The organism is Paraburkholderia kururiensis JCM 10599 = LMG 19447, assembly GCF_003986935.1.
Classification (GTDB): domain Bacteria; phylum Pseudomonadota; class Gammaproteobacteria; order Burkholderiales; family Burkholderiaceae; genus Paraburkholderia; species Paraburkholderia kururiensis.
The window spans coordinates 141,188-164,815 of record NZ_RJZE01000008.1 but is presented as its reverse complement, the minus strand read 5'-3'; the positions used below and the strand labels follow the sequence as shown (position 1 = coordinate 164,815).

Below are 23,628 nucleotides of genomic sequence, written 5' to 3'. Positions count from 1 at the left end.
CTGCGCCTACATCGCGCAGACAGCGCTTTCGCGTCGCTCACTGCACCGCATACGCCAGTGTCGGCGCCGTCTCCTTCCGTGCGGGCGGATCGCTGCGCGGCGAGCTCTCGTGCCTCACGCGCTCCACGCAGTACCGAAGCTGTTCCTTCATCTGCGCGATCAATGTCTGCCGGCGCCGGAACGCCGCTCGCTTGTTCGACGGCACCTGGTCGATCGTGCGATGCGGCGGCACCAGCGGCAACGCGAAACGGTCCCCCGCTCGCGTTCCGCCCAACTCTTGCCAGAACGCGTCGTAGTCGGAGCGGAACGCGTCGGTGCCTGCACTCGATACATGCGCCGAGCGCGCCACCGCTGTGAGCGAGCGGATATCCAGCAGCTCGCACAACGCGCCGATCGCCTCCATGACCGCCGCCTTCGGGCGCAGCCCATGGCTCGCCCGCGTGGCGATGCGCACGCGCTCGCGGTGCTCACCGCCCGGCCCCTGCAGGCCACCGATGAAGAGCCCCGGCGTGCGCGTGTCATATCGCATTTCGAGCGTGAGCGTGGCCCATGCGAGATCGACGCCGGTTTCGGCGTCCGTGCATGCGACGGTCAACAGTCCCTCGCGCCGGCAGCGCGTCACGCTCTTCAGCACGATCGAGAACGGCGGACACGCGGCCAGCACGACGTGCTCGCCCATCAGATAGATACGCCGCGTGAGCGCGTCGCCCAGCAGGCGTTCCATCAGAACGTGGTGGTCCCGAATCATCGCTACACGCTCAAGCGCGCCCAGATGCAACTGCGCGAGCCCATGAAACGGCCGCTCCGCAAAGCGCCGGTCGTGCCGCGCGATATCGGCAAGCACCCGGTGCTCCACAAGCGCGTTGAACCAGCAACGGGCGGCGCGCGGATGAAGCGCCGCATACATCCAGATGCGCACTCTTCTGAACCGCGATTTCAGATCGCTGCCTGGAACGAACTCGGGGAGAAAACGCAATGCGTGTGCGACGAGCATGTTGGTGTCTCGCGTAGTGAGGTCAGTCCCGCGTCGTGTCGAGATGCGGGCCGGTGTGGGCGTCGACGACTTCCGGCGTCGACGTATCGATGTGTCCGTTCCAGCCGCCGCCCAGCGCCTTGTTCAACGCGACGTAGTGCGTCGTGAAGAGCACCCGGCTCTGGATCAGCGCGTCCTCGGCCAGATAGAGCGAGCGCTCTGCCGTGAGCACGTCGAGAAAGCTCGTGGAGCCGGCGCGATACAGCAGGCGAGCCAGATCCGCGGCGGTGCGGTACGAGGCAGCGGAGGTGCGCAGCGCCGCGATGCGTTCGTTCTCCTGGTACAGCGCGACGCTCGCGCCTTCCACGTCCTTCAGTGCGTTCAACACGGCCGCGCGCCACGCGATGAAGGATTGGTCCCGCTCGGCCTGCGCCACTTCGACACCGGCCTTGAGCCGCCCGCCGTTGAAGAGCGGCACCGTGAGAGAAGGTCCGAACGCCCAGCCGATCGAGGAGCGCTGGCCCAGGTCGCCCGGCCGCGTGGCCGAGGTTATGAGACTTCCCGTGAGGCTCACGCTCGGGTAACGCGCGGCCTCGGCTTGCCCCACTTTGGCCGTGGACTGCGCGTACCGACGCTCCGCAAGACGCACATCGGGACGCGCAAGCAGCACGTCTGCGGGCACGCCGAGCGAGACGGGCAGCGTCGGCGTGGGCAGCGGCTCCGGCTGTTCCATGCGGTCGAGCAACGCCTCGGGCGGCTGGCCTGTCAGTACGGAAAGGCCATGCACGGTCTGCGCATAAGCGGCCTCGAAAGCAGGAATGGCGGCCCGCGTGCTTTGCGCCTGCCCCGCCGCGTTGGCTGCATCGAGCCCCGAGGAAGCACCGGCCTCGAACTTGAGGCGCGTGATGCGCGCTGTTTCCTCCTGCGATGCAGCCGTGTCGCGCGCCAACGCGAGCCGCGCCTGATAACCGCGCGCCTGCACATACGACGACGTCACATCGCCGATCAGCGTGAGGAGCGCTGCACTGAGCCCCCACTGCGCCGCGTCGACGCCGTACTTCGCGGCCTCCTGGGCCCGCCGGCTCGCACCGAACAGGTCGAGTTCCCAGCTTGCGTCGAAGCCTGCCTGGAACAGGTCGCCTGCGTTGCCCGTGCCTGAGTTGATGTTGGTGGTGGACGAAGTGGTGGACGAAGTGGTGGAAGAAGCGCCCGGCGACATGCGGCCCGGTCCCCCGGAGCGCGTTCCGGAAACGCTTGCCCGCAAAGACGGCCACGCAGTGCCCGCCGCCTGCCGATAGAGCGCACGCGCTTCGCGCACCTTCGCCCGCGCCGTGGCCACGTCGAGATTGCCGGCAACCGCTTCGTCGATCAGCCCATCGAGCAAGGGATCGTTGAGCCGCGTCCACCACTGCGCGAGTTCGGGCCGGCTGGCGGGCGTCATGGCGCCGACGCTGGCCCATTTATCGGGCACAGCCATCTCGGGTTGCCGATAGTCGGGGCCCACGGCGCACCCGGCGAGCACGAGACCGCTTGCAAGCGTCACCGCGGTGCGCGCATGGCATGTCGCGGTCACGCTCATGACGATCGATGTGATGGCGTTCATCGCGGACCATCCCTGTCGTCTTCCTTGTTGTCGTCCATTCGCGCGGCCGGGAACGCCATGCGCACCGCCACGAACAGCAGCGGTACGAAGAACGCGCCCAACACCGTGGAGGCAACCATGCCGCCCATCACGCCTACGCCGATCGCGTTCTGCGCGCCGGAGCCTGCGCCTGTGGCAAACGCGAGCGGCGCGACGCCAAGAATGAAGGCGAACGAGGTCATCAGAATGGGCCGCAGCCGTTGCGTGGCCGCTTCGAGCACGGCATGAGCGGCGCTGGCGCCGCGGGCCTCGCGATCCAGCGCGAACTCCACGATCAAAATGGCGTTCTTCGCCGCAAGCCCGATGGTGGTCAAGAGCCCCACCTTGAAATAGACGTCGTTGGTCTGACCGAAGGCGAGCGCGGCCACCACGGCCCCCGCAATGCCGATGGGCGCGGCCAGCATGACGGCAAGCGGAATGGTCCAGCTTTCATAGAGCGCGGCGAGGCAGAGGAACACGACGAGCACCGACATGGCGTACAGCGCGGCCGCCTGATTGCGCGAGAGGCGCTCCTGCCAGGACAGCCCGGTCCACTCGTGGCGGTAGCCTGCAGGCAGTTGCGCGGCAATGCGGTCCATCTCCTTCATCGCCGTGCCGGAACTGACGCCCGGCGCCGCTTCGCCCTGAATTTCCACGGCGGCGCTGCCGTTGTAGCGCTCCAGTTGCAGGGGACCGGACGTCCACCGGCCGCTCGCGAACGACGAGAACGGCACCATTGCGCCACCCGCGTTGCGCACGAACCAGCTGCCGAGGTCGGACGGCTGCATGCGGAAATCGGCGTCGGCCTGCAGATAGACCTTCTTGACCCGGCCCCGGTCGATGAAGTCGTTCACGTAGTCGCTGCCCCACGCGATGGAGAGCGTCGTGTTGATGTCGTGCAGGTTCACGCCCAGCGCGCTCGCCTGTTCCTCGTCGATGTCCACGGCGAATTGCGGGGCGTTCTCCTGGCCGGCCGGGCGCGTATTCGCGAGCAGCGGGCTGCGGGCCGCCGCGCTCAACAACTGGTCGCGCACGCCCATCAAGCGGTCGCGCCCGGCGCCGTTGCTGTCTTCCAGATAGAGATCGAACCCGTTCGAGGTACCCATGCCTTCGATGGTGGGCGGCAGCAGCGCATACACCTGCGCGTCCTTGATACGCGCGAACGCTTCGGTGGCACGCTGCACGACAGCCTCGGCCGAAAGCCGCTTCGAGCCCCGCTGGTCGAAGTCCTTGAGCCGCACGAAGGCGAGCCCCACGTTCTGCCCCGAGCCGCCAAAGCCGAAGCCCTCGATCGTCATGACGCCTTCCACTGCGTCGCGCTCGTTGTGCAGGTAGTAGTGCGTGACCTCGTCGAGCACGCGGGCGGTGCGGTCGCTCATGGCACCCACCGGCAACTGGACGGACGTCATCACCATGCCCTGGTCTTCCACCGGCAGAAACGACCCGGGCAGCCGCGTGAAGAGCCACGCGAGCGCAACGAGAAGCGCCACGAACGCGAGCAGGAACCGGGTGCCGCGCGCCATGACGCCCCGCACGCCCTCGCGATACGTGAGCGAGCCGTGTTCGAAGGTACGCATGAACCAGGCGCCAAAGCCGCGTCCGTTGTGATTGCCCTTGTGGTTTGCATCGCGGCGTTTGAGCAGGGTTGCGCACAACGCCGGCGTGAACACGAGCGCCACAAGCACGGAAAGCAGCATGGCCGTGACGATGGTGATAGAGAACTGGCGATAGATCACGCCGGTTGCGCCGGAGAAAAACGCCATCGGCACGAACACGGCGGAGAGCACCGTGGCAATGCCGATCAGCGCGCCCGTAATCTCGCCCATCGACTTGCGCGTGGCCTCGCGTGCGGAAAGCCCCTGCTCCGCCATCACGCGCTCCACGTTCTCCACCACGACGATGGCGTCGTCCACCAGCAGGCCGATGGCGAGCACCATCGCGAACATCGTCAGCGTGTTGATCGAATAGCCGGACACGGCGAGCACGCCGAGCGTGCCGAGCAGCACCACGGGAATGGCGAGCGCCGGGATCAGCGTGGCGCGCACGTTCTGCAGGAACACGAGCATGACGATGAACACGAGCACCACGGCTTCGGCCAGGGTCTTCAGCACTTCGTCGATGGAGCGCGTCACGAACGGCGTGGTGTCGTACGGATAGAACACCTTGACGCCCGCGGGCAGCGTGCCGGAAAGCGCATGGATGGCAGCCTTGACCGCTCTCGCGGTATCGACGGCATTGGCGCCCGTGGCGAGGTTGATGCCAAGGCCCGACGCCGGCATGCCGTTGTAGCGCGAGACATAGGTGTAGTTCTCCGCGCCAATCTCGACGCGCGCCACGTCTCGCAGGCGCACGATCGCACCGTCTGCCGCGCTCTTCACGATGACGTCGCCGAATTCCGCCGGCGTTTGCAGGCGGCTGCGCGCCGTGACGGTGGCGTTGAGCTGCTGCCCGGAGCGCGCCGGCTGGGCGCCGAGCTGCCCCGCCGATACCTGCGTGTTCTGCGCTCTAAGTGCAGTCTCGATGTCGCTCGGGATCAGCGCATAGCGCGCCAGCTTGTCGGCGTCGAGCCAGATCCGCATCGCGTAGCCCGAGCCGAACAACTGCGTGTTGCCGACGCCGGGCACGCGCTTGATGGTCTCGTTGAGCGTGCTGCCCACGTAGTCGTCCAGATCGGCGGACGACAATTTGCCGTCCACGGACGCGAAGCCGATCACCATCAGAAAGGCCGCCGACGATTTCGTCACGGAAAGCCCTGTGCTCTGAACGATCTGCGGCAACTGCGAGACGACGAGTTGCAGCTTGTTTTGCACCTGCATCTGCGCCACGTCGGCGTTGGCGTCCTGCGTGAACGTGAGCCGGATCTCCACCTCGCCCGTGGCGCTGGAGGTGGCCGACATGTACAGAAGATGGTCGAGACCCGTCATGCCCTGCTCGATCACGCGCGTGACGGAGTTCTCCACCGTCTGCGCATCGGCGCCGGGGTAAGACGCGCTGATCGATATGGTGGTGGGCGCAATCTCGGGATACTGCGCGACAGGCAGCGTTCGCAATGCAAGCAGCCCGCCCAGCATGACGGCAATGGCGATGACCCACGCGAATACGGGGCGCCTGATGAAGAATTCCGACATCGCGCCCTCAGCTTCGGCTTGCCTGCCGGTCGCGGATCAGCGCCGGGCGTGGGGCGCCCGGCGAATCGGCGTTATCCGCGCGAGCTACGGCACGCGTGGGACGAACCGCGCCCGTCGCCTTGTCGAGTTCGACGTGCACCGCCGTCACGGCGTCGCCTTCTCTTACGAGCTGGCTACCTTCCACGATCACCTGGTCGCCATCGGCCACGCCAGTCTGCACGAGCCAGTCGTTGCCGACCTGCCGCGCACCGGTCAAGGTCTGCTCCACCACCTTGCCGTTGCGCACGAAGAGCGCCGTGGCCTCGCCGCGCAGGCCCCGGCTCACTGCGCGCTGCGGGATCAGAAACGCGTGGGGCGCAGTGCCCTCGTCGACCCATGCCCGCACGTACATGCCGGGCAGCAGCAGACGCGCGGGATTGCGCAGCACGGCTCGCAGGACGTAAGTGCCCGTCGCCTGGTTCACGCTCGATTCGGCGAATTCGAGTTTGCCGGCGTACGGATAAAGCGTGCCGTTCTCGAGTTTCAGCCTCACGCCTACGCCGGAACCCGCCGACTGAAGACGTCCCGATTCGATTGCCTCGCGCAGCGCGAGCAGACTCGCGCTGGACTGCGTGAGGTCCACGTTGATCGGATCGATCTGGCGGATGGTGGTCAACGCTACGGCCTGACCCGCCGTGACGAGCGCGCCTGGCGTGAGCGAAGACCGGTCGATGCGGCCCGAGATCGGCGCGCGGATGGTGGTGTAGTCGAGCGCGATTCTCGCCGTCTCCACGGCGGCTTTGGCAACGGCTACGTTGGCGCGGGCCTGCGCGAGCACGTCTGCCGCGTCTTCGTATTCCTGCTTGCTGACGGCGTTGCGCCTGACGAGGTCGCTATAGCGGTCGGCCTTCGCCAGCGCGCCGGGCACCGCGGCCTCGGCCTTCACGAGCGCTGCACGTGCGCTGTCGTACGCAGCCTGATAGGTCGCCGGGTCGATCTGGTACAGCGCCTCGCCGGCCTTCACCTCGCCGCCTTCGCGGAAAAGACGCTTCTGGATGATGCCCGTGACCTGCGGACGAACCTCGGCCTCCAGCGAGGCCACCACACGTCCCGACAGTTCGGTGGTAAGCGGCACCGCCTGCGCACGCAGCATCACCACACTGACCTGCGCGCGCGGACTTTCCTGTGCAGCGCCTCTATTCGCGGCGCCACCGGGATCCTTGCATGCAGCAAGGGACATCAGCACCACCGCAGCGGCCACGCCCTTCGCGATGCGCTTGCCTTTCATGTAGAACACGTTCTCTCCAGTACTTCACAGGTTTTCAGGCGCTTCATCCGCGTGAAAAAAAGCCGACCCAGAAAGCGGTCGGCCAAATGGCTCCTGGCACTCCGAGGGTCTGGCCGGAGCCTTGTGCAAACAGCGTTCAATTCATTTCTCGCGCTCGCATGTGGGTTTGCATCTGTGCTTTCACAAAATCCGCAATCTCGATGCGATGCCGCATATGCGCGAGGAACGGCTAGATCATCGGAGCGCAGCGCCCATATCGTGTTGAGATACTGTTGAGATTCAATGGAGGCAGCGCCGTTGCACGGATTTTTCGTATTCAAATGCCATCCATTGAATCTCGATTAAACGTCCATAATCGGCTGAAATAATTGGCCCGCTTCCTCAAGAGCAACAGCTCTTTTTTTCACCGGCCACAGGCCGGTATTTTTTTCTGCATTTTTTGGTTAACGATCCTAAATAAAAACAACCATCGGCCGATAACGGAGAAAGGTTGCCCGATAACGATGCAATTTCCATCGCCGGCAACCTGACCGCACGTTATCCATCTCTTACTTTCAAGAGGTCACCGATGCTCAATATCAATACCAACATCCTGTCGCTGACGACGCAGACAAACCTCTCCGGTTCACAAAGCGCCCTGTCGCAAGCGATCAACCGCCTGTCGTCGGGCAAGCGTGTGAACACCGCCGCGGACGACGCCGCCGGCCTCGCCATCGCCACCAGCCAGACCGCTGCCATCAATGCACTGAATCAAGGCGTGATGAACGCGAACAACGGCATCTCGATGGTGCAGACCGCGTCGGGCGCGATCTCGTCGACCGTGGCCAACCTGCAGCGCATTCGCCAGCTGGCCGTGGAATCGGGCGACGGCTCGCTCGGCTCGGCAGCGCAAGCGAACCTGCAAACCGAAGTGGCCACGCGTCTCACGGAAATCAACCGGGTGCAGACGCAGACCACGTTCAACGGTCAGGCCGTGCTCGGCGGTCTGGGCAGCGTGAACTTCCAGATCGGCGCGTCGGCGAACCAGACGATCACCGCCAGTTTCGGCTCGACCACGTGGAACGCGGCAGGCCTCGGTGTCTCGGGTGTCGATATCTCGACCACCTCGGGCGCGCAGAACGCCATTACTGCAATCGACGCAGCGCTCTCGCAAGTCAACAACTTCCAGGCAACGCTGGGCGCAACGCAGAACACGTTCCAGTCGGCCATCAGCAACACGCAGACGCAATCGACCAACCTGAACTCCGCGCGGGCGCAAATTGTGGACGCGGACTTTGCTTCGGAAACGGCGAATCTTTCGAAGGCGCAAGTGCTGCAGCAAGCCGGTATCTCGGTGCTTGCGCAAGCGAACTCGCTGCCGCAGCAGGTGTTGAAGCTCTTGCAGTAAGCACAAAAAACGGCGGCACGCGGAGACACCGCGCGCCGCTCACGTGCTGCGAGCGTCGTTTTTTTCTTGCTCCGCTTCTATTGAACCCGCATCGCCTTACCGGCGATGCAGCGTCCCCGGCATGCCGGCCCCGCCGAACAGCTGGTTCAGATAGCGGGTGTTGTTCTGCATGGTGGTCATGAGCACGTTGAGCGCCTGAAACTGCGCGTTGTACTGTGCTTTCAGCGTGTCCTGGTAGTGCTTGAGCTGCGTCATATGGTCCGTCAGCTTGCCCAGGTCGGCGTTCAATGTGCGCGTGCGTTGATCGAACGTGCCGCTCGGCCTCGTGTACGTATCGATGAACGTATTCAGCTTCACCCCGATGCCGTTCGTCGAGTTGAACAACGCCGACATCGCGGAGCCCGCGCCCGTCAGCGCCTTTTGCAGCGTTGTGGCGTTCACGGCAAGCGTACCGTCATGTTGCAGGTCGATGCCGATGGACGAGAGGCTGTACGTTCGCCCTCCAACGGCGACACCGCCGCTGATCAGGCTGCCAAACCGATTGGTGATGGCGTTGGTCATCGCATCGCCCAGCAGCGGCCCCGCGCGCGAAGCCAAAGGCTGCGACGCATCCCAGGTCAGGCTCTTCTCCGTTGCGATGTAGTGGTTGTAGGCGGCGACGAAATCGGTAATGGCCTTCGTTGACGCTGTCGTATCCCGCTCGACCGAAACGGTTTGCGTGGTGCCCACGGCCTCTGCGGTCAGTGCGAGCGTGATGCCGGTCAGCGCTCCCTCGACGGTGTTGCTTGCGCTGGTTACGGTATTGCCGTCGATGGAAAATTTCGCGTCTTTTCCCGCAGTGATTTGCGTAAAGGCCGACGTATTGAGCTTCGCGCTGAGACCGCTGCCAGCCGATATCGAAATCGTGCTTGCAGCGCCGGTCTGCCTTGCCGTGAGCACGAGATGCTGGCCGTCCGTCGCGGTGACGATAGCGGCCGAAACACCCGGGTTGTCTGCGGCCGCATTGATCGCTTTCGCGACGCTCGCGAGCGAACTGCCCGTGGCAACGTTGATCTGCATCGTGCGGCTGCCCACGCCGACCGTCAGCGTGCCGCTGCCAGGGCTCGCATCGCGCGCGAACGCCTGCGACGAAATCTTGTTGGCGGTTGCAATGTTGGTCACCGCCACGCTGTACGTGCCGGTCGCCGCGCCCGTCTTGACCGTCGCCTTCAGACCGCTTCCGCTCACGGCCACCGTGAGCGCGTTGAGCGCCGTGCCGTCTGTGAAGCCGCGCAACGCGGATTGCAGCGAGGCAAGCGCAGCCTGAATCTTCCCCACCGCCGAAAGCTCCACGTTGTCCGCGGTCTGCTTCCGGCTGAGCATGCCAGCTTGGCCCGCGGTCTTCGCGGTGACGAGCGCGGCCACCAGCGTATCGACGTCGATGGACGAGCGGGTCGCGCCGCTGATCACGGACTGCGTTGCTTGCCGGATCAATGCGCCGGTATCGCTCGAGGAAGGGGCGGTCGTCGTCATGCGCATGCTCCTGTCAGACGGTGTGTGTTCCTGCTCCCGCTAGTGACGCATGCTTCAGTTGAGGCTCCGTCGAGTTTCTATGGATATCTGATGAATTTCGCCTTCTGACCCGCCTCTCATGCAACGCGCGACGCCTGCGCGTCGAGATACCGTCGAGATTCCATGAACGCCGTTGTGCGCCGCTGCGTTCCACCTCAGCATGTTCGCAGCCGGGCGGCCGGCCTTCGATGGTCGCCAGCATCATCCCAACGCGGGCGGCTTCAACTGGAAACGGAGACCATCATGGGTTACCAGCAAGGACTGAGCGGACTGGCAGGCGCATCGAAAGACCTCGACGTGATCGGCCACAACATTGCGAACGCGCACACAACCGGCTTCAAGCACGGCCAGGCGCAGTTCGCCGACATCTATGCAAATTCGGTCGCCACCGCGGTGCACAACCAGATCGGACTCGGTTCGCGGCTCGCCGGCGTCGAACAGAATTTCTCGCAAGGCACCATCACGACGGACAACGTCGCGCTGCACGTTGCCATCAACGGTAACGGCTTCTTCCAGATGTCGAACAACGGCGCGCTCACCTACTCGCGCGACGGCGTGTTCCAACTCGACCGCAACGGCTTCGTCACGAACGCGGACGGCCTGAAGCTGATGGGTTATGCGGCCAACGCGAACGGCATCGTGGAAACCGCGAACACGGTTGCGCTGAAGGTGCCGACGACGAACATTGCGCCCACCGCCACGAGCACCATCACGGCGAGCCTCAACCTGAACGCGCACGATGCGCTCAAGCTCGGCATGCCCACCGTCACCGCCTCGGGCGCGCTCGCGAGCAAAGGCGCAACGATCACGGACGGCACGCAAGGCACCAACGCGGACACGTGGACCCTGACCTTCACGAGCCCCACCACCTATAACCTGACGTCCAGCGCCGGCGCATCGCAAACGGGACTGAGCTACGCCGCCAATGCGCCGATCAAACTCGGCATGGGTGAAACCGTCACGCTCACCGGCGTCGCGGCAGCGGGCGACAAGGTCACCGTGACGCCCAACCCGATTGCCTTCAACGCCGCGGACAGCGCCACGTACAACTTCTCGACGTCGGTGCCCGTATACGACTCGCTCGGCGGCCAGCAACAGGTGTCGATGTATTTCGTGAAGAAAAGCGCCGGCATGTGGGACGTGTACGCAGGCCAGCCGGGCAACGTGCCCAGCACGCCCATCGGCAGCGCGAAGTTCGATACGTCGGGCAATCTGACTGGTACGGTAGACGCTTCTGGAAAACCGACCACCACGGCGCTTGCGTTCAACTTCTCCGTGACGAACGGCAACGGTTCCGCCACGCCGCAACCGTTGCTGCTGAAGCTTGGCGGCACAACGCAGTTCGGCAGCAAGGACGGCATCAACGCGCTGGCGCAGGACGGCTATTCGGCGGGACAGCTCACGAGCTTCACGATAGGCAACGACGGCACGCTCACAGGCCGGTACACGAACGGACAGACCATGGCGCTGGGCCAGATCGCGCTCGCCAACTTCGCGAACCAGAACGGACTGGTGAATCTGGGCAACAACCAGTTTCAGGAGACGTCGTCTTCCGGCGTCGCGCAAATATCGGCACCGGGTTCGACGAACCACGGCACGCTGCAAGGCGGGGCAACCGAAAACTCGAACGTCGATCTGACGAACGAGCTGGTCAAGCTGATCACCGCGCAGCGCAATTACCAGGCGAATGCGCAGACCATCAAGACACAGCGCATGGTCGATCAGACGCTCATGAACATCTAATGCGCCGCAAGACGTGCGCGAGTCGTTCCTGCCGCAAACGCGCGCAGGAACGACGGAAATTCAACTCATCGATCCAACGAGTTCGGCATACATGCCGGAGCGTGCGACCAGGTTGTCGTGGTCGCCGCGCTCGACGATGCGCCCCTTGTCGAGCACGATGATCTGGTCCGCGTCGCGCACCGTCGAGAGCCGGTGTGCGATGGTGATGGTCGTGCGATTCTTCGCCAGCGCGGCAAGCGCTTCTGCGAGCAGGCGCTCCGTTCGCGTATCGAGCGCGCTGGTGGCTTCGTCCAGCAGCAGAACAGGCGGATTGCGCAGCACGGTGCGCGCAAGCGCGAGGCGCTGCTTTTCGCCGCCCGAAAAGCGATAGCCGCCTTCGCCCACGCGTGTCGCGTAACCTTGAGGCAGCGAGGCGATCAGGTCGTGGACCTGGGCCACGCGCGCGGCGGCCACGAGTTCGTCGTCAGTGGCGTCCGGTTTCGCGAAACGCAGATTATCTGCAACCGATGCGTTGAACAGATACGGCTGCTGCGTGACTACGCCGAGCATCTCCGTCAGCGATGCAAAGCTCAGATCGCGCACATCGACGCCATCGTAAGTGATGCTTCCGCCCTCCACGTCATACAGACGCGCCAGCAGATAGGCCAGCGTGGTCTTGCCCGAACCGGTGGGTCCGACGATAGCCACGTGGGACCCCGCGGGGATGTCGATGCTGACATCGCGAATCGCCGGTACGTCGCTGCCTTCGTAGCGAAACGTCACGTTTTCAAGGCGCACGTTGCCGTGCATCGCGGTGCGCACCAGCGTCACGGCATGCGGACGTTCCGTGATGCCAACGGGTTTGTCCAGGTACTCAAAGATGCGCGCAAACAGAGCGCGGGCGGTGCGCAATTCGACGCTCGCGGCAAGAATTTCTTCAAGCGGCCAGAACAATTGCTCCTGCAACGTGATCATCGCCACCAGCGTGCCAATGGTCATTGCCATACCGAAATCCATGAAGGCCGCGCCGGCAAGCAGCGTGAGTGCCGGCAACACGGAAAGCGCGAAGTAGACGAGGCTCCATTCCCACTGCCCCGCGGAGTGCGAGCGCACCTCGAGGTGCGCCACGTCGCGCGACGTGCGGGTGAATCCGCCTAGCAAATGACGAAGACGGCCCGTGGTACGCGCAAGCACGATGCCGCCAACGGACAGCGACTCGTGGATGGTCGACGACAAATCGGCAATGCGTTCCTGCTGCTCGTGCACGATAGCTTCACGCATGAGGCCGATCCGGTATTGCAGCCACGCAAGGCCCGGTATGACGGCGAACGAGAGCAGCGCAAGACGCCAGTCGAGCACGAGCATGGCGATTGCTGTCATGACGACCACGCTCGCATTCCGGGCGGCCTCGACCGCGGTGTGCGTGACGAGCGCCTGCAGACCGCCGATATCGCTGGCAATGCGTGCCTGAATTTCGCCCGACCGCGTGTTCGTGAAGAACGACAACGACAGATTCTGCAGATGCCCATACACGCGCACACGCAGGTCGTGCATGATGGCTTGCCCGATCCGGGTCGAAACGAATGTCTGAATGGTGCTCGCCACGGCCGTAGCCGCCGCGATGGCGACCAACACCGCAGCAAGACCCAGGAGAAGCCGGAAATTGCCTTGCGGAAGCGCTTCGTCGATGATGCGCCGGATGATGAAGGGGTTGGCCACGCCCGCAATGGAGGCGAACACCATCAATGCCGGCACGACGGCAAACTGAAGCGAATAGGGCTTGAAAAGCGCAAGTACTCTGCGCAGGAAAACGTGCCGTGCAGCAGGCGCGTGGCGACTCATGGAACACCTCAGGTTGACGAACTGACGCGTTTCGTCAGCACGTGCATCTTCGGTTGGCTGTCGCCACAGCGCATGGAGGTTCGATGGAGATTCGATGAAGAGTCGCGCCACGGCCGCTCATACAGCGCACCCATATAGCGGCTATGGCGATCCGGACGCACAAAGAAAAAAGGCCAACCCGCAGGGCTGGCCAGGGAGGCTCCGATACTCACGGACCAACGCCCGGAGCCTCAGGCAAACAACATCAGACTTCGGGGTCGCGCTTCGGCTCGCACATTGGCTCGCACATTGGCTCGCACATTGGCTCGCACATTGGCTCGCACATTGGCTCGCACATGGGCTCACGCATCGGCTCATATACCTGGCAAAACGAAAGGTTCGACATGGGCCACGAATTGCCGGTGCTATCCGTCAGAATCCAGTCGCCTGCCTTCACTTCGCGCCACCCGTCGGGCGTCGCGATCATCCACTTGCCGCCGCGAGACTGAACCCGAGGGTGCTTTTCAGGAAAAAACCACCGGCTGGCCTCGACAACGACACCATCCCGCCTGCGAAATCGCATCCCCGCACCTCGTATCGTTTTTCCGATATTTTGTCTGACCTGCCGCAGCATTCCTGCCGTGTTTCGTACCACGCATTGACCGCGATACAGGCGTGCGCCCATCTTAGGCGCGTGGCCGCCAAAGAGTGTTGAGATACCATTGAGATTCCGTGGAGACCATTAACCGACGCCCCGCCCTGTGCCAGCATTACAGGCGTAAGCAGCCGAATGCGCGCTGTCGAGACCCGAGATAGAAGCATGAACAATGCGCTGATCCTGATTGCGGAAGACGAACCGGAAATTGCCGAAATACTCGATGCGTACCTCGTGCGCGAAGGGTTTCGCACCTACCGCGTGACCGATGGGCAAACCGCCATTGATGTGCACCCCGTACTGAAGCCGGACCTCGTGCTGCTGGACGTCAAGATGCCGAAGAAGGACGGCTGGGAAGTGCTCGTCGAATTGCGTCGCCGCAGCAATACGGCCGTCATCATGCTGACGGCGCTCGATCAGGCCATCGACCGCCTGCAGGGTCTGCGTTTTGGCGCGGACGACTACATCGTCAAACCCTTCAATCCCGTGGAAGTCGTCGCGCGCGTGCGCGCCGTGTTGCGGCGCGTCGGCGTTTCGCGCTCGCCAGGGCTTCTACGCGCCGGCAAGCTCGAAATCGATACCGAGCGATACGTGGCCAAGGTGGTGAGCGAGGCCGGCGAAGCGCCGCTTGCGCTCACGTTGACCGAGTTCCGGATATTGGCCCACCTCGCGAAGTCGCCCACCCGCGTATTCAGCCGCGGCGAACTGGTGGACGCCTGCCTGCCCGGTGGCGACGCGCTGGAACGCACTGTGGACAGCCACGTCTGCAACCTGCGCAAGAAGCTCGACCAGGGCGGTGCACCAGGCATGATGTCGGTGGTGCGCGGCGTCGGCTACCGGCTCATGGAAAGCTGATGCCGACTCAAGAAGGGCCGATGCCGCAGCGCAACCGGCTGAGCCGGCAGATCGTGATGTCGATGGGGCTCGTCGCGGTCATCACGACGCTGATCGCGTTCGTGGGTTCGTTCGTGATCTACGGTTTGCTCTATACGTTCATACCTCTGCCGCCGGGGCCGCCCGAGGACATGCTCATCCCGCAGGCGCCGGACTACCTGATCTTCGCCGCGCTGCTGCTCGTGGCGCTTATCGTCGCGGTCATCATTGCCTTGCGCCTCGCGAGGCGCATTCTCGCTCCGCTCAATTCGCTCGCGGAGGGCGCACGCCGCATCGCGGCAGGCGACCTCGCCGCCCGCGCCGTGCCAGGCGATCGTTCGCTCGGCGAAACGGCGCATCTGGTAGACGACTTCAACACGATGGCAATGAAACTGCAGGACATGGCCGCCGACATGGCCGCCTGGAACGCCGCCATCGCGCACGAACTGCGTACGCCGCTCACCATCCTGAAGGGTCGCCTGCAAGGCCTGAGCGACGGGGTATTCCGCCCCGACGAAGCGCTGTTCCGTGGGTTGCTGTTTCAGGTGGAGGGCCTCTCGCGTCTGGTGGAAGACCTGCGTGTCGTCACGCTGCAAGACAGCGGCCGCATGCAAATGCGCATTGAGCCAACCGAGATCGGCGCCGAAGTCGAGCACGCCGTCGATTCGATCCGCCCGGCGCTGGAGGAAGCCGGCCTTCGCGTCGAACTCCATATCGTGCCCGTCATCCTGCGCTGCGACGGTCCGCGAATCCGGCAGGCGTTGCTCGCGTTGCTCGATAACGCACGTCGCTATGCGCATGCTGGCCGGCTGCGCATCGAGGTGGAGCCCCGCGACACGCATGTGGTGCTGCGCGTGGAGGACGAAGGCCCTGGCCTCACCCCGGAATTCGCACGCCACGCCTTCAATCCCTTTACACGCGGCGACGCATCGCGCTCGCGGGAGTCCGGAGGATCCGGGCTCGGTTTGTCCGTCGTGCGAGCCATCGCCATGGCTCACGGCGGCGAGGTACGTTACGTTCAATCGAGCGTGGGCGGCAGTATCTTCGAAATCGATATTCCGCGCGCGCCGCTTCCCGAACCGTGATACCGCGTGCAGCGTGCGGAACCTGTTTAAGGCGTGTACGTGCCCAGCCGCCGATAGTGCTCCGCCGATACCCGACGCAGCCGCGCGGCCAACGCCACACCGAGCAGCACCGCGAGCGGCACGAGCGAACACAACGCGTCGGCCAGCCAGCCGCTCGCGCCCGTCAACACATCGAAGTGCCTGATCGCTGTAATGAGCACGTAAGTCAGCAGCACGCACGAGACGGCGGGCAATGCCTGCGTACGTACCCAGCTCTCGCGCGCGGCGGAATGAATTCCCGAGCGCCGACGAAAGAAGCCGATCACGGCTGCCGAGGTAATCGCCATGAGCAGGATCACGCATAGCGTCGCCACGTTCGAGAGCCAGGCGAACAACTGGAGCACCGGGTCTGCGTGCAGCAGCGCGAATATGCCCACCACAACCGCTGCAATGAACGATTGCAGCAGCGAGCCGACGTGCGGGCTCTGATGTCGCCCGTGTGCACGTCCGAGCACTTGCGGCAACAAACGGTCGCGTCCGCTGGCAAAGAAATATCGGGCCGCGGAGTTATGAAAGGCGAGCAACCCGGCGTAGATGCTCACGATGAACAGCACACGGATCACCTGCGTGAGGCCATGCCCCGCATAGCGGTCGGAAAGGCCGTAGATGAACGTAGTCGGATCCTGCATGGCTTGCAGCGCAGGAACGATCTTGTTCGCGCCGGCCCCCACCACCATGGCCCACAGCGAAAGCGAATAGAACGCGCCAATGAGCAGCACGGCCGCAAATGTCGCAATGGGAATGGCGCGCTTCGGGTCGCGTGCTTCCTCGCCGTAGATCGTGGTCGCTTCGAAGCCGATGAACGCGGCGAAGCAGAACAACAGCCCGATAGAAGGCGAACCGCTCGATACGGCCGCGGGTTTGAAGGCATCCAGATTGACGCCCGCTTCGCCGCCTTTCAGCAGGATGCACGCGTCGAGCACGAGAATGGTCAGATACTCGGCGGTCACCATCACGGAGAGCAGGCGCGCCGACAGATCGATCTGCCGATACCCGAGTATCGCGACGCTCGCCAGCGCCATGAACGAATAGACCCACCAGGGCAACACGAGATGGAAAGCCGTTGAAACGGTGTCCGAAACAACCGCGCCGAAGAGACCATAGACGCCAATCTGCAGAATGTTGTAGCAGAACATGGCGAGCATGCCTGCGCCACCCCCCAGAAGGCCACCCAGGCCGCGGCACGAAAACGCGTAGAAACCCCCGGCATTCGTGACGTGGCGCGCCATCGCGGTATAGCCGGCCGAGAACGTGAGCAGAATGCCGAGCGTCACGAGCAGCAGCGCGGGGGTGCCGGGTCCATTGCCGAGCATGATGCCGATCGGAAAGCCGCCCGCCAGCACGCTCAACGGGCTCGCCGCCGAGACGACGAAAAAGATGATGAATCCGATACTCAAGGCACCTTGCCTGAGCCCGGGATGCGGGGCCTGCGTCTGCTGAAGCATTACGTCTCCTCCGTCATGTGTCGGTATAGTCGGGCCAGCGCACCGCCCGCAGATCCGCTGCCGAAGAGCGAGGCGAAGCGCCCGCTGACGATCCGGCTACACGAACCCGATATTAGAAGTCCATTTTTCGCGCTGTTATCCCGAATCGGCACAATGCAGGATTGGCGATAAACTACCACGCCATAAATCGAAATTTCCCTGCTGAAATCCCGCAATATGAGCCTGCCGGGTAAGGTCGAAACTGACCGCAGCCGCCCTTGCTACGGCCTTTCTGCACAATACATTTCGCTACGGACCGTTCATGTCGAGCCTCACCAAAATGCTCTCCATCCTTGACGTCTTCTCGTCTTCGGCCATGTCGATGACGGCAGAAGGCATCGCCGAACACATGGGTTTCTCGCGAACCACGTGCTACCGCTACGTTAAGGAACTGGTCTCCGTCGGCCTGCTCGTGAGCCACAACGGCGCCTACACGCTGGGGCCGCGCATCATCCATCTCGACTACAACATGCGCCAGTCGGACCCGATGCTCATGGCCGCCACACCTGTGGTGCAGAAACTCGCGCAGCTGACGGGCGGTGACGCACTCGTGTCCACCTTGTACGACGAACAGATCATCAACGTCCTGCACGAAACGGGCGTAGAAAACCTGCAACTCGGTTTCGGGCGCGGACGCATCATGCCGCTCTTTCATGGTGCGTCTTCGAAAGCCATCGTCGCCTCGATGTCGCGTACCCGGCTCAAACGTCTACATGAACGACATCGCGCGGAAATGGGCGAATTCGAAGACTGGACCGCATTCTGGCGGCATTGCCAGCACATCGTGGAGAGCGGTTACTGCCTTTCGCGCGGCGAACTGGACCAGGGGTTCGTCGGTATTGCCGCGCCCATTGCTGCCGCGAGCAACGGCGACATCAACAGCAGCGTGTCGCTCGTGTTTCGCGAAGAGCATTTCTCGCTGTTCGACCAGAGCGTGCTCGGCAAACTGCTCGTCGACGCGGCCACGCGCATCGGGCAAGCCATCTGAACCGTCGACACGCGTCGTCGTTCAGTTGAGCTGCGTAACGAATTTCGTGACCAGATAGCCGTCGAAGGTCTCCGTTCCGCCTTCGCTACCGAAGCCGCTCTCTTTCACCCCGCCGAATGGAATCTCCGCCGGGCCCATGCCGAAGTGGTTGATGTTGACCATGCCCGCCTCCAGGTTTCGGCTGATGCGATGCGCGTTGCGCGACGACGTAGTGAACGCATAAGACGCGAGCCCGAAAGGCAGCCTGTTCGCTTCGTCAATCGCCGCGTCGAGTTCGTCGAACGGCACGAGTGCCGCAATGGGACCAAACGGTTCTTCGCACATCAACCACGTATCGGAGCGAGGCGCCAGCACAACAGTCGGTGCGAAGTAATGGCCGCGACTGAAGAGCCGCGTGCCGCCCGCCGCGATTTCCGCGCCCTTTGCTTTCGCATCGCTCACGAAGGCTTCCATTTCGGCAAGCCGCCGTGCATGTGCGAGCGGGCCCATCGTGACGCCGGGCTCGAGGCCGTGGCCCACGCGAATGGTCGCCATCGCGTCGAGCCATGCCGAGACGAAGCGCTCGTACACGCGGCGTTGCACGAAGAAACGCGTGGGCGAAACGCATACCTGCCCGGCGTTGCGAAACTTGTAGGCGGCCAGCATGGCGGCGGCGCGCGCCACGTCGGCGTCGTCGCAGACGATCACGGGCGCGTGTCCGCCCAGTTCCATCGTCATGCGCTTCATGTGCGCACCCGCGAGCGCAGCCAGTTGCTTTCCGACGGGCACCGATCCCGTGAAAGAGATCTTGCGCACCTTCGGAGATTCGATGAGTTGCGCCGATACTTCGGACGGCACGCCCCACAGCACGTTCAGACAGCCCGGTGGCAGCCCCGCGTCGTGAAAGACGCGTGCCAGCGCGACGATCGCACTGGGCGCTTCTTCCGGTCCCTTCAACACCAGCGTGCAGCCCGAGGCGAGCGCGGCCGCAATCTTGCGCAACGCCTGGTTGAACGGAAAATTCCACGGCGAAAACGCGGCGCACACGCCAACCGGTTCGCGCAGCACCGTCTGCTGCACGTCGGGCGAGCGGGCCGGCACGACGCGCCCGTAGATGCGCCGCCCCTCTTCGGCATGCCACTCAAGATGCTCGGCAGACGACGCCACCTCCGCTATCGCCTCCTGCAACGGCTTGCCCTGATCCATCGTGATATGGCGACCAATCTCGACCGCACGTTCGCGGATCAACGCGGCTGCCCTGCGCAGAATGTCGGAACGCGCGAGTGGCGACTCGCGTTTCCACCGCTCGAAGGCGCGATGGGCGGCATCCACGGCACACGCAACGTCGTCGGTATCGGCGAGTGGAAGTTCTCCGATGACCTGCTCCGTTCCGGGATCGAACACAGGACGCGTGCGGCGATGGCCGGCGGCATGGAAAACCCCGTCGATATAGAAGCAAAGCGACGGGTAGGCCGACTCATGCGCCGGCGATGCAGAAACATTCGTTGGCATAGGCGTATTCAGCGGGTTTCAATGTAAGCACCTCGATCACGCAGGCTAAAACCAGACACTACTGAGGCGGACGGCGCGCGAGCACGCCACCGATTTCCTGCTTGAGAATAAGGTTCTCTTGCCGCACGAGCAGAGGGCGCACCTTGCCGCGGAAATCTCTGAATGCAGCGTCGGCCATCAGTCGCACGCGGCGTTCAGTGCGGTCCTGAAGCGACTCGAAGCCCCACAGATACACAAGCTGGTTGAGCGGGCCGACCTCGGTCGTGAAGCAACCGAGCATCGTGCCAAGAATGCGCTCCTGCGCCTCGCGGCCGTGCTCCGCGTACAGCCTCAAATATTCCGCTGTGCCGCCCGGCACGAGCGTGTAGATACGCTGTTCAACAAACATCGGCTTCCTCCAGTTGTGGGGACGCGAACGCCTGAAAGCGGCTGGCCAGATCGGCCAGCCCTGCCACGTCAGTCTGCGCCGCGACGTAACGGTCAGGGCGTACGAGCACGATAGGCCCTGGGTGCTGATGGAACCACTCCGCCAATACGTTATCGACGTCTTCTACACACTCGCTGCCATATGCGCTGTCCACGCGGTCTTCACGGGACACCCCGCTGCGCGAACGACTCACCTGAACGAATTTCACGCCGAGCGCATGCCAGTAGCTCCGGTCGTCAGCCGACAAATGCGCGAGCGGATCGCAACGCCAGCCGATGATGGCGAACCACGGACCCAGTACGTCGTCCAGCTTGCGACGCACGCCGTCCGCAGTTTCCACGTCGGGCTGAACGATCATCCTGCCCGTCGCGACAGAAGTGCCCAAAGTGCCCGGCAACACGACGCCGTTCGTGTAGCTCGGCATGGGCTTGAACCGCATCTGCAACACGTAGTTGCGCAGAGCAGGCGCGAAGCGCGCAAGGCTGAAGAAACTGTCGCGCAGCCAGGCCGCCACGCGATTCGTGGGCATGAGCATGGCCCCGAAGGTGTCGGCAAGACTGATCATGGCGCGCACGTGATCGAGCCGTTCGGACTCGTAGGTATGCAACACCTCGGGCCGCAGGCGCCCTTGCACGACGCCAGCCAGCTTCCACGCCAGATTGCCGACGTCACGCAGACCCGCGTTGAGGCCCTGGCCGATCCAGGGCGGTGTCAGATGCGCCGCATCGCCGATCAATGCGACACGGCCCACGACAAATCGACTGGCGATGCGCGAATGGTGCGTGTAGGTTCGCGCGCGCACGATCTCGATCTCGTCGACGTTGCTCACGTACGGCGCAATCAATCGTCGGATCGATGCAGGAGTAGCGATCTCTTCCTCGTTCTCGTGAGGAAAGACGAGGAATTCCCAGCGTCGGTAGTTGAACGGCAGATACACACAGACGTTGGGCCGGCGCGGATCGCACACGAGTGCCGTGCAGGGCTGGTCCATGTCCGCGTTCCTGACATCAGTCACCACCCATTTGATGGGATGGGTCGTGCCCTCCAGCTTCACGCCCAGCATCTCGCGCAGCGGACTGCGACCGCCGTCCGCGGCCACGACATAGTCGGCTTCCAGTGCGTACGTCTCACCGTCTACGCGGCGAACGCGCAGCGTCACGCCTGTGTCGTCCTGCTGCAGGTCCACCACTTCCTCACTCAAGCGAAGCGAGACGTGCGGATAGCGCGCGAGCCCCGCACGCAAGGTCTTTTCCGCAAGCTGCTGCATGAAGATGTTGCGCCGCCACCAACCGAATTCGCGCCCCGAAGGCCGGATGTCGGCAAAGCATCGTCCGTTCGCCTTGAACATGCGCAGCGGCACGTTCTGGATGATGTCGCGGCAGAGTTCGTCTGCGAGTCCTGCGGTCTGGAACAGGCGTAGCGCTTCGTCGTCGATGCCCACCGCGCGCGGAAACTCCACGATTTGCGGGGTCTTTTCGATCACCACGGTGGCGATGCCGTACAGCCCCAGCATGTTCGCCATCGCGACACCATTGGGCCCGGCGCCCACGATGACGACCGACGGCCTGTATGTGTTGTCCGTCTTCACCGCTCAGGCCCCCTCGCGCCATACCGCGTCGTTCAGATGATCGAGCCACGCACGCAGCGCCGCGTTGAATGCGGCAAGCTGGTCGTCGTGAACGTAGTGCGTTGCCTGCGGAATGCTCACAGTGCAGATCTGCGGCGAAGCCGCCGCCATCTTTTCCAGCGTCGCCGCGGACAGGAAATCCGAATCGCTTCCACGCAGCACGAGCGTGGGCATCGCGAGCCCCGTCACGAACGGCCACAGATCAACCAGTTGCGCTGGCGTTGCCGCAAGGCGCGCCGCCGCGATGCCGGCGGCGTCATGCCGCCAGACGATGCGGCCGCTTTCGCCGGTCTTCAGGGAGTGCGCAACGCGCGACTCCAGTGCGGTGTCCGAAATGTTGGGGCGCTGCCGGCGCCAGAATGCGCGGGCCTCATCCCATGAATTAAAGGCATCGGGCGTGTCGCGCAGTTCGCGTCTGATGCGCTCCGAACCCTGGGAGCTTGCCGACGCGCCGGGTCCCATGTCTTCGACCACGAGCCCAGCCAGGCGCTCAGGATGTTTGCCCGAGTAGACGAACGCGTTGGCGCCGCCCATCGAATGACCGACGAGCACGAACCGGCGCAGCCCGAGCGCGTCCACGAGCACTTCGAGATCGCGGGCATAGGCCTCGGCGTAATAGTTGCGATGCGGGTCCCAGTTGCTCAAACCGCGGCCGCGCTGGTCAAGCGCGATCACACGGTAACTATCGGCCAACGCTGCAGCCACGGGCTCCCACGTGTACGCATAGCTGCGCAGACCGTGCAGCATCACGACGGGCGGCGCATCCTCGCGTCCCCAGCTGATATGGCGCAGCCGCAGCCCGTCGTTAACAATCCAGCCTTCCTGCACCGGCAAGGTATTCATCGCTCGCTCTCCAGGGCATCGATCCGCTTAGACGAGCCCGTCCTTGCCGACAATCTCCGAGGACTTCAGACCACCGAGCCGCGCATGCAGACGGCCGCGCGTCGCGAAGGCGAAGATCGCCACCACTTCGTCGGCGCCAGGAGCGTCGGGGACGAGACACGTGACGGTGTCGTAGTGCGAGCGGACATACAACGCGTCCTTGTGTGCGAGCGGCACGTCGATGACCGTGTTGATGCCCCCGCGCTTGCCGGTGGACGGCACCCACGCCTTGCCGCCGCCAAGCGCCTCACGCACCGGTTCGGCAAATATCGCCGTCAGCAATGCGTTGCCGTGCTCGTACTCGCCGGCCGAGCCGACGAGACAGGCTTTGCCATAGCTCTCGATATTGCGCTCGCCACTCAGCTCGCGGATTCGGCGGGCAAATTCGGCACCCAATGCCGGCGAGGGGTTCACGAGTTCTTCGAGGTTCTGGCTGAAGCGCCCGGCGTACGGGTTATGAATGACCGCCGCGATCACGATCTTGCGCAGCGGTTCGCCGTCGGCCAGTTCACCGGACTCGTTGGCAAGCGTATCTTCGATCTGCGTATACCACTTGCGAATATGATAGGTTTCGAAATTGGCGGTCTTGCTCATCTGAAGTACTCCG

The 23,628-nt window shown here is 63.8% G+C and carries 17 protein-coding genes; 5 read left to right on the top strand and 12 right to left on the bottom strand.

Going from position 1 to position 23,628, the window contains the following annotated elements:
- Positions 1-37: 37 nt before the first annotated feature.
- The 4 genes from PKKP23_RS11835 to PKKP23_RS11820 are packed head-to-tail and all read right to left on the bottom strand — an operon-like array spanning position 38 to position 6,989.
- Positions 38-994, bottom strand: a complete 957-nt coding sequence (locus PKKP23_RS11835; protein ID WP_126877020.1) for a VirK/YbjX family protein — start codon at positions 992-994, stop codon at positions 38-40.
- 22 nt (positions 995-1,016) lie between these two features.
- On the bottom strand, positions 1,017-2,576 hold the full coding sequence (locus PKKP23_RS11830) for an efflux transporter outer membrane subunit (RefSeq protein ID WP_126877019.1): 1,560 nt from the start codon (positions 2,574-2,576) through the stop codon (positions 1,017-1,019).
- A complete protein-coding gene (locus tag PKKP23_RS11825; RefSeq protein ID WP_126877018.1) occupies positions 2,573-5,722 on the bottom strand; it encodes an efflux RND transporter permease subunit in 3,150 nt (1,049 codons plus the stop codon). The genes PKKP23_RS11830 and PKKP23_RS11825 overlap by 4 nt, the downstream gene beginning before the upstream one ends.
- Positions 5,723-5,729: 7 nt before the next feature.
- Positions 5,730-6,989, bottom strand: a complete 1,260-nt coding sequence (locus tag PKKP23_RS11820) for an efflux RND transporter periplasmic adaptor subunit (RefSeq protein ID WP_240658950.1) — start codon at positions 6,987-6,989, stop codon at positions 5,730-5,732.
- A 568-nt stretch (positions 6,990-7,557) separates the two neighbouring features.
- On the opposite strand from PKKP23_RS11820, the gene PKKP23_RS11815 reads away from it, so the two are divergent.
- Positions 7,558-8,376 (top strand): flagellin domain-containing protein, encoded by an 819-nt coding sequence (locus PKKP23_RS11815; protein ID WP_017775057.1) that lies wholly within the window; start codon positions 7,558-7,560, stop codon positions 8,374-8,376.
- Between the two features lie 96 nt (positions 8,377-8,472).
- On the opposite strand, the gene fliD is transcribed toward PKKP23_RS11815, so the two are convergent.
- Complete coding sequence (gene fliD / locus PKKP23_RS11810; RefSeq protein ID WP_126877016.1) at positions 8,473-9,888, bottom strand: flagellar filament capping protein FliD; 1,416 nt, start codon at positions 9,886-9,888, stop codon at positions 8,473-8,475.
- A 282-nt stretch (positions 9,889-10,170) separates the two neighbouring features.
- On the opposite strand from fliD, the gene PKKP23_RS11805 reads away from it, so the two are divergent.
- A complete protein-coding gene (locus PKKP23_RS11805) occupies positions 10,171-11,670 on the top strand; it encodes a flagellar hook protein FlgE (protein WP_126877015.1) in 1,500 nt (499 codons plus the stop codon).
- 60 nt (positions 11,671-11,730) lie between these two features.
- Here the strand turns inward: PKKP23_RS11805 and PKKP23_RS11800 are convergent, their stop codons facing one another.
- Positions 11,731-13,491: an ABC transporter ATP-binding protein gene (locus tag PKKP23_RS11800; RefSeq protein WP_126877014.1), complete on the bottom strand. Its 1,761-nt coding sequence runs from the start codon at positions 13,489-13,491 to the stop codon at positions 11,731-11,733.
- 799 nt (positions 13,492-14,290) lie between these two features.
- Here PKKP23_RS11800 and PKKP23_RS11790 point away from each other — a divergent pair.
- Both PKKP23_RS11790 and PKKP23_RS11785 read left to right on the top strand, forming a co-directional pair.
- The gene (locus PKKP23_RS11790) at positions 14,291-14,980 is read left to right on the top strand and encodes a response regulator (protein WP_017775052.1); all 690 of its coding nucleotides are present in this window, start codon (positions 14,291-14,293) and stop codon (positions 14,978-14,980) included.
- A complete protein-coding gene (locus tag PKKP23_RS11785; RefSeq protein ID WP_126877013.1) occupies positions 14,980-16,083 on the top strand; it encodes an ATP-binding protein in 1,104 nt (367 codons plus the stop codon). The genes PKKP23_RS11790 and PKKP23_RS11785 overlap by 1 nt, the downstream gene beginning before the upstream one ends.
- A 26-nt stretch (positions 16,084-16,109) precedes the next feature.
- Here PKKP23_RS11785 and PKKP23_RS11780 read toward each other — a convergent pair whose 3' ends face one another.
- The gene (locus PKKP23_RS11780) at positions 16,110-17,567 is read right to left on the bottom strand and encodes an APC family permease (RefSeq protein WP_017775050.1); all 1,458 of its coding nucleotides are present in this window, start codon (positions 17,565-17,567) and stop codon (positions 16,110-16,112) included.
- 301 nt (positions 17,568-17,868) lie between these two features.
- Between PKKP23_RS11780 and PKKP23_RS11775 the strand changes: the two genes are divergently transcribed.
- Entirely contained in the window at positions 17,869-18,594 is a 726-nt protein-coding gene (locus PKKP23_RS11775; RefSeq protein WP_017775049.1) for an IclR family transcriptional regulator, read from the top strand.
- 21 nt (positions 18,595-18,615) lie between these two features.
- On the opposite strand, the gene PKKP23_RS11770 is transcribed toward PKKP23_RS11775, so the two are convergent.
- From PKKP23_RS11770 to PKKP23_RS11750, 5 genes are read right to left on the bottom strand one after another with little or no spacing between them, the layout of a single operon-like run.
- On the bottom strand, positions 18,616-20,085 hold the full coding sequence (locus PKKP23_RS11770) for an NAD-dependent succinate-semialdehyde dehydrogenase (RefSeq protein ID WP_126877012.1): 1,470 nt from the start codon (positions 20,083-20,085) through the stop codon (positions 18,616-18,618).
- A gap of 58 nt (positions 20,086-20,143) precedes the next feature.
- Positions 20,144-20,473: an NIPSNAP family protein gene (locus tag PKKP23_RS11765; RefSeq protein ID WP_017775047.1), complete on the bottom strand. Its 330-nt coding sequence runs from the start codon at positions 20,471-20,473 to the stop codon at positions 20,144-20,146.
- Positions 20,463-22,100: a bifunctional 3-(3-hydroxy-phenyl)propionate/3-hydroxycinnamic acid hydroxylase gene (locus PKKP23_RS11760; protein ID WP_126877011.1), complete on the bottom strand. Its 1,638-nt coding sequence runs from the start codon at positions 22,098-22,100 to the stop codon at positions 20,463-20,465. The genes PKKP23_RS11765 and PKKP23_RS11760 overlap by 11 nt, the downstream gene beginning before the upstream one ends.
- A 3-nt stretch (positions 22,101-22,103) precedes the next feature.
- Entirely contained in the window at positions 22,104-22,982 is an 879-nt protein-coding gene (locus PKKP23_RS11755) for an alpha/beta fold hydrolase (RefSeq protein WP_126877010.1), read from the bottom strand.
- A gap of 27 nt (positions 22,983-23,009) precedes the next feature.
- A complete protein-coding gene (locus PKKP23_RS11750; protein WP_017775044.1) occupies positions 23,010-23,615 on the bottom strand; it encodes an amino acid synthesis family protein in 606 nt (201 codons plus the stop codon).
- Between the last annotated feature and the right edge of the window lie 13 nt (positions 23,616-23,628).